Raw genomic sequence first — 13,465 nt, forward strand, 5'->3', positions numbered from 1 at the left:
CCGAACCGGCCCGAGCCCGAACCCGAGCCCTCGGCGCCCGCTACGCCGCCTCCGGCACCATCCGGGCCGCCTGCGGGGCCTCCTGGACCGCCCAGCCGTTGCCGTCCGGGTCGTTGAAGAACACGAAGGAGTTCCAGGCCTCGCCGTGCCCGTCCACCCGGCTGCCCGCCTCGAAGTGCTGGACCGGGCTGACCTCGACGCCCCGGGCCGCGAGTTCGGCGTGCGCCTTGTCGATGTTCGGTACCACCAGCTGCAGTCCCTTCACGGATCCGGGCGGCGCCCCGATGACCCCGGTGCCCACCACGATGGAGCACGTGGAACCCGGGGGAGTCAGCTGGACGACCCGGACCCCGTCGCGCAACCGGGTGTCGTGGTCGACCGTGAAGCCGACCAGCTCCTCGTAGAACAGCTTCGCGCGGTCCACGTCCGACACCGGGACCACCACGACTTCGAGCTTCCAGTCCATCGCCCTCACCCCTCTCGGCCGGGCACTTCCAGTATCCGTCGAAACGGTTCCCCGTCGGGCCGTCGGATAGCCTGAGAACACGATGAATCCCGAGATCACGCCCGCCGCGGCGACCCAGTTCAGTACGCCGTGGGGCGCCTTCGACCTCACCCGCTTCCCGGAGGACCCGCGTGAGCGGCTGCGGGCCTGGGACGCGGCCGACGAGTACCTGCTGCGCCACCTCGCGGGCGAGGCGGACAGCGCCGCCGGCACCGCGACCGACCTGGCCGGCCGCCGGATCGTCGTCCTGGGCGACCGCTGGGGCGCGTTGACCACCGCGCTGGCCGCCCACGAGCCGGTGCAGATCGTCGACTCCCACCTCGGCCGGCAGGCCACCCTGGCCAACCTGGCGCGGGCCGGCGCCACCGTCGACCCGGCCCGACTGCTGACCACCCGGGACGCCCCGCCGGAGCGGATCGACGTCCTGCTGGTGCGCGTCCCCAAGAGCCTGGCCCTGCTGGAGGACCAGCTGCACCGGCTGGCCCCCGCCGTCCACCCGGGCACGGTGGTGGTCGGCGCCGGCATGGTCGCCGAGATCCACACCTCCACGCTCCAGCTCTTCGAGCGGATCCTCGGCCCGACCCGCACCTCGCTCGCCGCCCGCAAGGCCCGGCTGGTCTTCTGCACCCCGGATCCGGCGCTGGACCCCGGCCCCAGCCCGTGGCCGCACCGCTACGCGCTGCCGCCGGACGTCGGGGCGGTCTCCGGGCGCACGGTGGTCAACCACGCCGGCACGTTCTGCGCCGAGCGCCTCGACATCGGCACCCGCTTCTTCCTCGGCCACCTGCCGACCCCGGCGCCCGGGGCCCGGGTGGTCGACCTGGGCTGCGGCAACGGCGTGGTCGGCACGGCCGCCGCGCTGGCCGGGCCGGGTGCGGAGCTGGTGTTCGTCGACGAGTCCCATCAGGCGGTGGCGTCGGCGGAGGAGACCTTCCGCGCCAATCTGGGCCCGGACGCCCGGGCGGAGTTCCTGACCGCCGACGCGCTGGCGCCGGAGGTGGCGCCCCCGGGCTCGGTGGACCTCGTCCTGAACAATCCGCCGTTCCACTCGCACCAGGCCACCACGGACGCCACCGCCTGGCGGATGTTCACCGGTTCCCGGCGGGCGCTGCGGCCGGGTGGGGAACTGTGGGTGGTCGGCAACCGCCATCTCGGCTACCACGTCAAGCTGCGGCGTCTCTTCGGGAACTGCCAGCTGGTGGCGGGCAACCCCAAGTTCGTGGTGCTGCGCGCGGTCAAGCGGTAGTCCGGCGTCCGCTCGGTCGGTGGCTGTTCGGTCGCGGGCCGGTGGCGGCCCGGCCGGGCGGACGCAGGGCGGTTTTCGGGCGTTCTTCGGGGTCCTGACCGCAGCTCCTTGCATGAATGTTCCGTACTGCGTATATTCATGCCACAACAAAGGAGGAACGCCATGGCATTGCGAGTCGCCGTCGCCGGCGCGAGCGGATACGCGGGCGGCGAGGTGCTGCGTCTGCTGCTCGGCCACCCGGAGGTGGAGATCGGGGCGCTGACCGGCGGCTCGAACGCGGGCACCCGGCTGGGCGCGCTCCAGCCGCACCTGATCCCGCTCGCCGACCGCGTCCTCGAACCCACCACCCCCGAGGTGCTGGCCGGCCACGACGTGGTCTTCCTGGCGCTGCCGCACGGCCAGTCCGCCGCCGTCGCCGAGGCGCTCGGCGACGAGGTCCTGGTGGTCGACTGCGGCGCCGACTTCCGGCTCCGCGCCGCCACCGACTGGGAGCAGTTCTACGGCTCCGCGCACGCCGGCACCTGGCCCTACGGCCTGCCCGAACTCCCCGGACACCGGGCCGCGTTGAAGAGCAGCAACCGGATCGCCGTGCCCGGCTGCTACCCGACGGCCGTGTCCCTGGCGCTGTTCCCGGCGTACGCGGCCGGACTCGCCGAGCCGGAGGCCGTCGTGGTCGCCGCCTCCGGCACCTCCGGTGCGGGCAAGGCCGCCAAGACCCACCTGCTGGGCAGCGAGGTCATGGGCAACGTCAGCCCGTACGGCGTCGGCGGCGTGCACCGGCACACCCCGGAGATGGTGCAGAACCTCACCCCGGTCGCGGGCGAGCCCGTCACCGTCTCCTTCACGCCGACCCTCGTCCCGATGCCGCGCGGCATCCTCGCCACCTGCTCCGCCAAGGCGCGGCCCGGCGTGACCGCCGAGAGCCTGCGCGCCGCCTACGCCGGGGCGTTCGCGGACGAGCCGTTCGTCCACCTGCTGCCCGAGGGGCAGTGGCCGCAGACCAGCAGCGTCTACGGCGCCAACACCGCCCTCGTCCAGGTCGCGCTGGACGCCACCGCCGGGCGGATCATCGCGATCAGCGCGATCGACAACCTCGTGAAGGGCACCGCGGGCGGCGCGGTGCAGAGCATGAACATCGCCCTGGGCCTGCCCGAGGAGCTGGGCCTTCCCGTGAACGGAGTCGCACCGTGAGCAACAGTACGAACGTGGGCGTGACGGCCGCCAAGGGCTTCCGGGCCGCCGGTGTGACCGCCGGCATCAAGGCCTCCGGCACCCCCGACCTCGCCCTGGTGGTCAACGACGGCCCCGCGCTCGCCGCCGCCGGCGTCTTCACCGCCAACCGCGTCAAGGCCGCGCCGGTCGTCTGGTCCGAGCAGGTCCTCAAGGGCGGCCAGGTGTCCGCCGTGGTCCTCAACTCCGGCGGCGCCAACGCCTGCACCGGCCCGCTCGGCTTCCAGGACACCCACGCCACCGCGGAGAAGGTCGCCGGGGAGCTGGAGCTCAACGCCGGCGAGGTCGCCGTCGCCTCCACCGGCCTGATCGGCGAGCGCCTCCCGATGGACGTCCTGCTGCCCGGCGTCGCGCTGGCCGTCCGGGAGCTGAGCGCGACCGGCGGCGAGGCCGCCGCGATCGCCATCAAGACCACCGACACCGTGCACAAGACCGCCCAGGTCACCAGCCCGGCGGGCTGGACGGTCGGCGGCATGGCCAAGGGCGCGGGCATGCTCGCCCCGAGCCTGGCCACCATGCTGGTCGTGATCACCACCGACGCCGACCTGGACGCCGCCGCCCTGGACACCGCGCTGCGCGGCGCCACCCGCACCACCTTCGACCGGATCGACTCCGACGGCTGCATGTCCACCAACGACACCGTGCTGCTGCTGGCCTCGGCCGCCTCCGGCGTCGTCCCGGACGAGGCCGAGTTCGCCGAGGCGGTCCGCACCGTCAGCGCCGAGCTGGCCCGCCGGCTGATCGCCGACGCCGAGGGCGCCAGCAAGGACATCCGGATCGACGTCACCGGCGCCGCCACCGAGCAGGAGGCCGTCGACGTCGCCCGGACGATCAGCCGCAACAACCTGCTCAAGTGCGCCATCCACGGCGAGGACCCCAACTGGGGCCGGGTGCTGGCCGCGATCGGCACCACCGACGCCGCCTTCGACCCGGACCGGCTGGACGTGGCCATCAACGGCGTCTGGGTCTGCAAGGACGGCAGCGTCGGCGAGGACCGCACCCTGGTGGACATGGCCGGCCGCGAGGTCGTCATCACCGCGAACCTCAACGCCGGTACGGAGAGTGCCTCGTTGTGGACCAACGACCTCACCGCCGACTACGTCCACGAGAACAGCGCCTACTCGACCTGATGCCCGACAGGTGACGCGCGCCACCCGATGCGCGCCACCTGATCCGCGACACCCGATGCGCGACACCCGTTCGGACGAGGGACACCCGTGAAGATCGCACCCAAGGGCGAACAGGCCCGCAACAACACCGCGTTGCCCAAGGCGATGACGCTGATCGAGGCGCTGCCGTGGCTGGAGCGCTTCCACGGCAAGACCGTCGTGATCAAGTTCGGTGGCAACGCCATGGTGGACGAGAGCCTCAAGTCGGCCTTCGCCCAGGACGTCGTCTTCCTCCGCTACGCCGGCCTGCACCCCGTCGTGGTGCACGGCGGCGGCCCGCAGATCAGCGCCCAGCTGGACCGCCTCGGCCTGGAGTCCAGCTTCACCAACGGCCTGCGGGTCACCACCCCCGAGACCATGGACGTGGTCCGGATGGTGCTGGCCGGCCAGGTGCAGCGCGAACTCGTCGGCCTGCTCAACGAGCACGGCCCGTTCGCGGTCGGCATGACCGGCGAGGACGCGCACACCATGACGGCGGTCAAGCGGTACGCGGTGGTGGACGGCGAGCAGGTCGACATCGGCCTGGTCGGCGACATCGTCAACATCGAGGCCGGCGCGGTGAAGGCGCTGATCGCCGACGGCCGGATCCCGGTCATCTCCTCGATCGCGCGCGGCGCCGACGGCCACGTCTACAACATCAACGCCGACACCGCCGCGGCCGCCCTCGCGGTCTCGCTGGGCGCCGAGATGCTGGTGGTCCTGACCGACGTCGAGGGCCTCTACGCGGACTGGCCAAACTCCGACGACGTGATCAGCCAACTCGCCGCGAGCGAGCTGGAGGAGCTGCTGCCGAGCCTGGCCAGCGGCATGCTCCCCAAGATGGAGGGCTGCCTGCGCGCCGTCCGCTCCGGGGTGGGCACCGCCCGCGTCCTGGATGGCCGGGTGCAGCACAGCCTGCTGCTGGAGATCTTCACCGACGAGGGCATCGGCACGATGGTCGTGCCGGACGACGAACAGACCGTGACCGGGGGACTGGCATGACCGCGAACGAGCAACTGACCGGCCGGTGGCAGCACACCTTCACCGACAACTACGGCACCCCGCGGATCGCGCTGGTGCGCGGTGCGGGCGCCAAGCTCTGGGACGCCGACGGCAAGGAGTACACCGACCTGCTCGGCGGCATCGCCGTCAACGCGCTCGGCACCGCCCACCCGGCGGTCGTCGAGGCGGTCAGCCGGCAGATCGCCACCCTGGGCCACGTCTCCAACCTCTTCATGGCCGAGCCGACCATCGCCCTCGCCGAGCGGCTGCTGCGGCTGGACGGCCGGGAGGGCGGCCGGGTGTTCTTCTGCAACTCCGGCGCCGAGGCCAACGAGGCCGCGTTCAAGATCAGCCGCCGGACCGGCCGCACCCACCTGGTCGCCCTCCAGGGCGCCTTCCACGGCCGGACGATGGGCGCCCTCGCGCTCACCGGCCAGTCGGCCAAGCAGGAGCCGTTCCGCCCGCTGCCCGGCGACGTCACGCACGTCCCGTTCGGCGACGTCGAGGCGCTGCGCGCGGCCGTCACCACCGAGACCGCGGCGGTCTTCCTGGAGCCGATCCAGGGCGAGAACGGCGCCATCCCGCTGCCCGAGGGCTACCTGAGGGCGGCCCGCGAGATCACCCGGGCCACGGGTACCCTGCTGGTCCTGGACGAGATCCAGACCGGCGTCGGCCGCACCGGGTACTGGTACGCCCACCAGGCCGTCGAGGGCGTCGAGCCGGACGTCGTCACCCTCGCCAAGGCGCTCGGCGGCGGGCTGCCGATGGGCGCGGTGCTGGCCTTCGGCGAGGCCGCCGAACTGCTCACCCCGGGCCAGCACGGCACCACCTTCGGCGGCAACCCGGTGGCCGCGGCGGCCGGGCTCGCGGTGCTGGACACCATCGAGTCCGAGGGCCTGCTGGAGCACGTCCGCAAGCTGGGCGAGCGGCTGCGCCAGGGCGTCGAGGCGATCGGCGACCCGCTGGTCTCGCACGTGCGCGGCGCCGGACTGCTGCTCGGCATCGTGCTCACCGAGCCGGTGTCGGCACGGGTGCAGGCCGCCGCGCAGGAGGCGGGCTTCCTGGTCAACGCGGCCGTCCCGGACGCCGTCCGGCTGGCCCCGCCGCTGGTACTGACCGAGCAGGAGGCGGACGCCTTCCTCGCCGCTCTGCCGGGCGTCCTGCGGGCGGTGCGCGAGAGCGCCCCGGCCGATGCGAGCTGACCGTTGTCCGGGAGAATAACCACATGACCGTTTCCCACTCCGGCCCGTCCGCCGCAGGCCCGTCGCCGCAGGTGCCGCAGACCCGCACCGCGCGGCACCGGCGGATCGTGGACCTGCTCACCCGCCAGCCCGTGCGCTCGCAGAGCCAGCTCGCCAAGCTGCTCGCCGACGACGGACTCGTGGTCACCCAGGCGACGCTCTCCCGGGACCTGGACGAGCTGGGCGCGGTCAAGATCCGCAACCGGGACGGCGCGCTGATCTACGCCGTCCCGGCGGAGGGCGGCGACCGCACGCCGCGCGCGCCGATGGGGGAGTCGGCCAGCGAGGGCCGGATGGCCCGGCTGGCCGGCGAGCTGATGGTCTCCGCGACGGCCTCCGGCAACCTGGTGGTGCTGCGCACCCCTCCGGGGGCCGCGCAGTTCCTCGCCTCGGCGATCGACCAGGCGGAGGTGTTCGAGATCATCGGCACCATCGCCGGCGACGACACCGTCCTGCTGATCAGTCGGGACCCGGCGGGCGGCCAGGCGCTCGCCGACCACCTCATGCAACTCGCCCAGGCGAAGGCCCAGTAGCGCGCGACGACGCGAGACCCCGACGCGCAACGACGCGCAACGACGCGCAACGACACGAAACCCCGACCGGTGGAGACTTCCCCGGCCGGGGTTTTGTGTTTCATACGGACTAGTGCATACTTATGCCTGTCGCCGTAAACCTGTACGGAAACCCTGTACGTAGAGCTGTAAGGAGAAAGCCGTGGCCGAGCGCGTCGTACTCGCCTACTCGGGCGGACTGGACACCTCCGTCTGCATCGGCTGGATCGCCGAGGAGACGGGCGCCGAGGTCATCGCCGTCGCCGTCGACGTCGGCCAGGGCGGCGAGGACCTGGAGGCGATCCGCCAGCGCGCGCTGGACTGCGGCGCCGTCGAGGCCGAGGTCGCGGACGCCCGCGACGAGTTCGCCGACGAGTACTGCCTCCCGGCGATCAAGGCCAACGCGCTCTACCAGGGCCAGTACCCGCTGGTCTCCGCGCTGTCCCGGCCGGTCATCGTCAAGCACCTGGCCGCCGCCGCCCGCAAGCACGGCGCCACCACCGTCGCGCACGGCTGCACCGGCAAGGGCAACGACCAGGTCCGGTTCGAGGTCGGCATCAACTCGCTGGCCCCCGGCCTGAAGTGCATCGCCCCGGTGCGCGACTACGCGATGACCCGGGACAAGGCGATCGCCTTCGCCGAGGCCAAGGGCCTGCCGATCGCCACCACCAAGAAGTCCCCGTACTCGATCGACCAGAACGTCTTCGGCCGGGCCGTCGAGACCGGCTTCCTGGAGGACATCTGGAACGCCCCGATCGAGGACGTCTACGACTACACCCAGGACCCGGCCGCCCCGCGCGAGGCCGACGAGGTGGTCATCACCTTCGACGCCGGCGTCCCGGTGGCCGTCGACGGCCGCAAGGTCACCGTCCTCCAGGCCATCGAGGAGCTCAACAAGCGGGCCGGCGCCCAGGGCGTCGGCCGGCTGGACATGGTCGAGGACCGGCTGGTCGGCATCAAGTCCCGGGAGATCTACGAGGCCCCCGGCGCGATCGCCCTGATCGCCGCGCACCAGGCCCTGGAGAACGTCACCGTCGAGCGCGAACTCGCCCGCTACAAGCGGCAGGTGGAGCAGCGCTGGGCCGAACTCGTCTACGACGGCCTCTGGTTCTCCCCGCTCAAGCGCGCGCTGGACGGCTTCGTGAACGAGGCCAACCAGCACGTCTCCGGCGAGATCCGGATGGTCCTGCACGGCGGCCGGGCCGTGGTCAACGGCCGCAGGTCCGACCAGTCGCTGTACGACTTCAACCTCGCCACCTACGACACCGGCGACACCTTCGACCAGTCGATGTCCAAGGGCTTCATCGAGATCTTCGGGATGTCCTCGAAGCTCGCCGCCCGCCGCGACCTCGCCTGATCCCCTCCCGTCCCCACCCCCCTTCCCCGTCAGGAGCCCACGCGATGTCCGCCGACCAGCACGCAGACCAGACCGCCGACGTCCGCCTCTGGGGCGCGCGCTTCGCCGACGGCCCGTCCGAGGCGCTGGCCAGGCTCTCCGCCTCGGTCCACTTCGACTGGCGCCTCGCGCCGTACGACATCGCCGGCTCCAAGGCCCACGCCCGGGTCCTGCACAAGGCCGGCCTGCTCTCCGAGGACGAGCTCGCCGCGATGCTGGCCGGCCTCGACCAGCTGCTCGCCGACGTCCAGGCGGGCACCTTCACCGGGACCGTCGCCGACGAGGACGTGCACACCGCCCTGGAGCGTGGCCTGCTGGAGCGCCTCGGCGCCGACCTCGGCGGGAAGCTGCGGGCCGGGCGCTCGCGCAACGACCAGATCGCCACCCTGTTCCGGATGTACCTGCGGGACCACGCCAGGACCATCGGCGCCCTGGTGCTCGACCTCCAGCACGCCCTGGTCGGCCTCGCCGAGGCGCACCCGGACACCGCGATGCCGGGCCGCACCCACCTCCAGCACGCCCAGCCCGTCCTCTTCGCCCACCACGTCCTCGCGCACGTGCAGGCCCTCGGCCGGGACGCCGAGCGGCTGCGCCAGTGGGACGCCCGCACCGCCGTCTCCCCGTACGGCTCCGGGGCGCTGGCCGGCTCCTCGCTCGGCCTCGACCCGCAGGCCGTCGCCGCCGACCTCGGCTTCGAGGGCGGCTCGGTCGGCAACTCCATCGACGGCACGGCCTCGCGCGACTTCGTCGCCGAGTTCGCGTTCGTGACCGCGATGATCGGCATCAACCTCTCCCGGATCGCGGAGGAGGTGATCATCTGGAACACCAAGGAGTTCGGCTTCATCACGCTGCACGACGCCTTCTCCACCGGTTCCTCGATCATGCCGCAGAAGAAGAACCCGGACATCGCCGAGCTCGCCCGGGGCAAGTCCGGCCGGCTGATCGGCAACCTGACCGGCCTGCTGGCCACGCTCAAGGCCCTGCCGCTCGCCTACAACCGGGACCTCCAGGAGGACAAGGAGCCGGTGTTCGACTCCTGCGACACGCTGGAGGTGCTGCTGCCCGCGTTCACCGGGATGATGGCCACCCTCACCGTGCACCGGGAGCGGCTGGAGGAGCTGGCCCCGGCCGGCTTCTCGCTCGCCACCGACATCGCCGAGTGGCTGGTCAAGCAGGGCGTGCCGTTCCGGGTCGCGCACGAGGTGGCCGGCGCCTGCGTCAAGGTCTGCGAGGCCGAGGGCATCGAGCTGTCCGACCTGACGGACGAGCAGTTCGCGGCGATCTCGGTGCACCTGACGCCCGAGGTGCGGTCGGTGCTCAGTGTGCACGGCGCCATCGCCTCCCGCAACGGGCGCGGCGGCACCGCGCCGTCGGCGGTGGCGGTCCAGCTCGCCGAGGTGAAGGCGGACCTGGCGCGGCAGCAGGAGTGGATCCAGGGCTGACCACCGGTCTGCGGGGGAGGGGCGCGACGGTCCGACCGTCGCGCCCCTCCGGCGTCCGCACCCCCGGTCAGGCGTAACCCGGCCCGTCTCGGCCCGTCATGCACGGTGTGTGCACAACCCTTCCGCCCGTCCCCTCCGCCGAGGACGTCTTCCTCGCCGAACGCCGCCGCCGCGTGGTCCGCGAGACCGTGGCCGGCCTGCCGGGCCGCTGCCCCGAGCTGGTCGCCGCCCTCGCCGAGGATCCACCGCCGACCTACCGGGAGCTCTCCGAACGCCTCGGCATGCCGCGCGGCTCGATCGGGCCCACCCGCTCCCGCTGCCTCGCCTGCCTGCGGATCCTCCTCCACGCCGAGCGGTACCCGTGAGGGGTACCCGCGAGCGGCCGGTGACGCTCCGCATGCAGATCACCCCGGAGGCGGCTCCGCCCGAGTGACGTTCCGCACGCCCGCCCGCCGCCGTCGCCCGCCGCCCCCCCCGTGACCCTCGCCACGTCGAGCCGTCGCCGCCCCCGGCCACGCCCCGCGCGCGGCGCCCGCCACCGGCCCCACCACCCGCCCCGCCCCCGCGTGACCCTCGCCACGTCGAACGCCCCGAAGGTTGAGAGCAGCTGACACACGGGTAGAGCGCTGGCGAACGTAGCTCTTGACGGTGCCGCGATCACTCGGATACTGAGCGTGAGCGCGTCGCCGTCGACCCGGTCACTTCCGGGCCGCGCGGCTGGTACGTTCGTGCGCCACCCCCGGTCAGGGCAGATCCCCGGCCGGGACATCTCCGGCAGGGCATCCGGTGCGTCACCCTCACGTTTGCGCGCCGGGCACGACGATGGGGAGGCCCCAGCACATGGGCATGAGCGTGATCATCTCGGCGGCGGACGCCGAGGACGCGGAGCAGATCCTCAAGCTCCAGTACCTCGGCTACCAGCCCGAGGCAGAGCTGTACGGCGACTGGGCGATCGAGCCCCTGACGCAGAGCCTGGAGAGCCTGCGCGCCGAACTGTCCGGGCAGTACGTCCTGGTCGCCCGGCTGGGCGACGAGGTGGTCGGCACCATCCGAGGTCACGTCGACGCCGAGGGCGTCGGCCGGATAGGGCGCCTGGTCGTCCACCCGAGGATGCAGCGGCACGGCCTGGGCGGCCGGCTGCTGGACGCGCTGGAGCGCCGCCTCGCCGAGGACGGCCGTCCGGTGACCTCCTACCGCCTGTTCACCGGCCACCGCAGCCTCGGCAACCTGCGGCTGTACACCCGCCTGGGCTACCGGCAGTCCGCGGTCGAGCAGGTCACCGACCGGCTCAGCCTGGTACACCTGGAGAAGCCCGCCGTGGTGTCGCTCGCCGCGACCGCCTGAGCCCTCCGCCCGTTCCGGCCCGCACGGCGCCGCCACCATCCGGACACTCCGGTGGCGGCGCCGAGCCGCATCGTCGCTGGTGGCGGCGTCGGGTGTCCGCATTGCGGACATCACATCCAAGTAATTGGGTCCAAATCGACCCATCTGATTTACTGGCTCACATGACTGCGACGACGAAATGGACCCCCACCGGCACCCTGCCGGCAGGTGAGCGCGCCATGTGCCGTCGAATGTGTCACCGCTGAGGGCCACCGCCCCCGGCACCCGGTTGAGGGTGCCCCCACCTCGCGCCCCGAAGCGAGACCCGGCGTCGTTCCCGTCCGTGCGAGCGCGCCCAGCCTGCCACACCCCTTCTCCCGCCTGCCCGCCCATGGGCGGGTGGTCGTCCACGACGACTCGTGCCCGTGACTCGTGCCCGATGACTCGTAAGGGCCACGCCGTCGCGCGGCCCGGCCGCTCAGCGGCCACGATCAAGAGGTGGCAGGTCCGGATCCCCCTGGCGAAGCGCCGTGCACGTCGCCGACCGCACCCCGGTCGGGCGGCCGCCCGCCGCCCGCCCCCGACCCACGGAAGCAGCTGTGATCACCACCACGGACCTCACGAAGGTCTACCGCTCCCGAGGCCGCGAGGTGAGCGCCCTCGCCGGCGTCGACCTGCACGTCCGCCCTGGCGAGGTCTACGGAGTCGTCGGCACCAGCGGCGCCGGCAAGTCCACGCTCATCCGCTGCGTGAACATGCTGGAGCGTCCGACCTCCGGCACCGTCACGGTGGACGGGGTCGAGCTGACCGCGCTGTCCGGCGGCGAGAACCGGGCCGGCCGGGAGCTGCGGGAGGCGCGGCGCCGGATCGGCATGGTCTTCCAGCACTTCAACCTGCTCTCCTCGCGGACCGTCCAGCAGAACGTCGAGCTCCCGCTGGAGATCATCGGGCTGGACCGCACCCAGCGCCGCCGCAAGGCCGCCGAACTGCTCGACCTGGTCGGCCTCGGTGACAAGGCCCGCAGCTACCCCAACCAGCTCTCCGGCGGCCAGAAGCAGCGCGTCGGCATCGCCCGGGCCCTGGCCGGCGACCCCAAGGTGCTGCTCTCCGACGAGGCCACCTCGGCGCTCGACCCGGAGACCACCCGTTCGATCCTCAAGCTGCTGCGCGACCTCAACCAGCAGCTCGGCCTCACCGTCCTGCTGATCACCCACGAGATGGACGTCATCAAGTCCGTCTGCGACTCCGCGGCCCTGATGCGCGGCGGCCGGGTGGTCGAGTCCGGCCGGCTGACCGACCTGCTGGCCGAGCCCGGCTCCGAGCTGGCCCGCGAGCTGTTCCCGCTCAGCGAGTTCGGCACCGGCCACCCCGGCTCGACCGTGCTGGAGATCACCTTCCAGGGCGACTCCTCGGCCCAGCCCTTCGTCTCCCAGCTGGCCCGCACCTACCAGATCGACATCAACATCCTCGGCGCCGCGGTGGAGACCATCGCCGGCCGGATGGTCGGCCGGATGCGGGTCGAGCTCTCCGGCGGCCACCAGGACAACGTGGTGCCGATCGGCTACCTGCGCGAGCAGGGCCTACAGGTGGACGTACTGGGCACGGCGGACGGAGCGGTGGCATGACCTGGGACCAGATGTGGGCCCTGATGGGGCCCGCCACGCAGGAGACCTTCCAGATGGTCGGCGTCTCCACGGCCGTCACCGTGCTGCTCGGCCTGCCGCTGGGCATCCTGCTGGTGCTGACCGACAAGGGCGGGCTGCTGGCCAACCGGGCCGTCAACAAGTCGATCGCCTTCGTGGTGAACATCGCCCGCTCGGTGCCGTTCATCATCCTGATGATCGCGCTGATCTCCTTCACCCGCTGGCTGGTCGGCACCTCCATCGGCTGGCAGGCGGCGACCGTGCCGCTCACCATCGGCGCCATCCCGTTCTTCGCCCGCCTGGTCGAGACCTCCGTCCGCGAGGTCGACCGCGGCCTGGTCGAGGCCGTCCAGGCGATGGGCGGCAGCACCTGGACGATCGTCCGCAAGACGCTGCTCCCGGAGGCGCTGCCCGGCATCGCCGCCTCGGTGACCACCACGATCATCACGCTGATCAGCTACTCCGCGATGGCCGGCACGGTCGGCGGCGGCGGCCTCGGCACGCTCGCCGTCAACTACGGCTACCAGCGCTTCGAGACGGCCTTCATGTGGGTCATCGTGGCCGAGCTGGTGATCCTCGTCACCGCCGTCCAGCTGATCGGCGACTTCGCCGTCCGGCGCCTCGCCAACCGCGGCGGCACCGGCGGCCGGACCCGCCTGCTGGGCCGCACCCCGGCCGGGCCGGCCGCCCCCGACGAGGACCTCGTCGCCCCCTAGACCTCCCGGGTCCGACACCGGA

At 72.6% G+C, this 13,465-nt stretch carries 13 protein-coding genes; 12 read left to right on the plus strand and 1 reads right to left on the minus strand.

The features are described from left to right. Positions 1–40: 40 nt before the first annotated feature. A complete protein-coding gene (locus ACIP37_RS19195) occupies positions 41–466 on the minus strand; it encodes a VOC family protein (protein WP_063346847.1) in 426 nt (141 codons plus the stop codon). A gap of 82 nt (positions 467–548) precedes the next feature. On the opposite strand from ACIP37_RS19195, the gene ACIP37_RS19200 reads away from it, so the two are divergent. The 12 genes from ACIP37_RS19200 to ACIP37_RS19255 all read left to right on the plus strand — a co-directional run bounded on the left by ACIP37_RS19200 (position 549) and on the right by ACIP37_RS19255 (position 13,443). Further along, entirely contained in the window at positions 549–1,751 is a 1,203-nt protein-coding gene (locus ACIP37_RS19200; RefSeq protein ID WP_363618192.1) for a methyltransferase, read from the plus strand. Between the two features lie 162 nt (positions 1,752–1,913). Continuing rightward, the gene (gene argC, locus ACIP37_RS19205) at positions 1,914–2,942 is read left to right on the plus strand and encodes an N-acetyl-gamma-glutamyl-phosphate reductase (RefSeq protein ID WP_400844139.1); all 1,029 of its coding nucleotides are present in this window, start codon (positions 1,914–1,916) and stop codon (positions 2,940–2,942) included. Between the two features lie 14 nt (positions 2,943–2,956). Next, the gene (gene argJ / locus ACIP37_RS19210; protein ID WP_363583959.1) at positions 2,957–4,111 is read left to right on the plus strand and encodes a bifunctional glutamate N-acetyltransferase/amino-acid acetyltransferase ArgJ; all 1,155 of its coding nucleotides are present in this window, start codon (positions 2,957–2,959) and stop codon (positions 4,109–4,111) included. 144 nt (positions 4,112–4,255) lie between these two features. Beyond that, positions 4,256–5,131: an acetylglutamate kinase gene (gene argB / locus ACIP37_RS19215; RefSeq protein ID WP_350878043.1), complete on the plus strand. Its 876-nt coding sequence runs from the start codon at positions 4,256–4,258 to the stop codon at positions 5,129–5,131. Next, on the plus strand, positions 5,128–6,333 hold the full coding sequence (locus ACIP37_RS19220) for an acetylornithine transaminase (protein WP_400803659.1): 1,206 nt from the start codon (positions 5,128–5,130) through the stop codon (positions 6,331–6,333). The genes argB and ACIP37_RS19220 overlap by 4 nt, the downstream gene beginning before the upstream one ends. A 23-nt stretch (positions 6,334–6,356) precedes the next feature. Next, a complete protein-coding gene (locus ACIP37_RS19225) occupies positions 6,357–6,905 on the plus strand; it encodes an arginine repressor (RefSeq protein WP_063346843.1) in 549 nt (182 codons plus the stop codon). Between the two features lie 181 nt (positions 6,906–7,086). Beyond that, positions 7,087–8,280: an argininosuccinate synthase gene (locus tag ACIP37_RS19230; RefSeq protein ID WP_400803656.1), complete on the plus strand. Its 1,194-nt coding sequence runs from the start codon at positions 7,087–7,089 to the stop codon at positions 8,278–8,280. A 44-nt stretch (positions 8,281–8,324) separates the two neighbouring features. Further along, a complete protein-coding gene (gene argH, locus ACIP37_RS19235) occupies positions 8,325–9,761 on the plus strand; it encodes an argininosuccinate lyase (protein WP_350877916.1) in 1,437 nt (478 codons plus the stop codon). A gap of 107 nt (positions 9,762–9,868) precedes the next feature. Further along, positions 9,869–10,126: a hypothetical protein gene (locus ACIP37_RS19240; protein WP_159398377.1), complete on the plus strand. Its 258-nt coding sequence runs from the start codon at positions 9,869–9,871 to the stop codon at positions 10,124–10,126. A 475-nt stretch (positions 10,127–10,601) separates the two neighbouring features. Continuing rightward, positions 10,602–11,105 (plus strand): GNAT family N-acetyltransferase, encoded by a 504-nt coding sequence (locus ACIP37_RS19245; RefSeq protein ID WP_363583790.1) that lies wholly within the window; start codon positions 10,602–10,604, stop codon positions 11,103–11,105. Positions 11,106–11,683: 578 nt separating this feature from the next. Then, entirely contained in the window at positions 11,684–12,709 is a 1,026-nt protein-coding gene (locus ACIP37_RS19250) for an ATP-binding cassette domain-containing protein (protein ID WP_363583788.1), read from the plus strand. Beyond that, positions 12,706–13,443 carry a methionine ABC transporter permease gene (locus ACIP37_RS19255; RefSeq protein WP_363372851.1) on the plus strand — a complete coding sequence of 246 codons (738 nt, stop codon included), beginning with the start codon at positions 12,706–12,708 and terminating at the stop codon, positions 13,441–13,443. Before ACIP37_RS19250 ends, ACIP37_RS19255 begins: the two co-directional genes overlap by 4 nt. Positions 13,444–13,465: the final 22 nt, after the last annotated feature.

The sequence above is a fragment of the Kitasatospora sp. NPDC088861 genome, from assembly GCF_044750105.1.
Lineage (GTDB): Bacteria > Actinomycetota > Actinomycetes > Streptomycetales > Streptomycetaceae > Kitasatospora.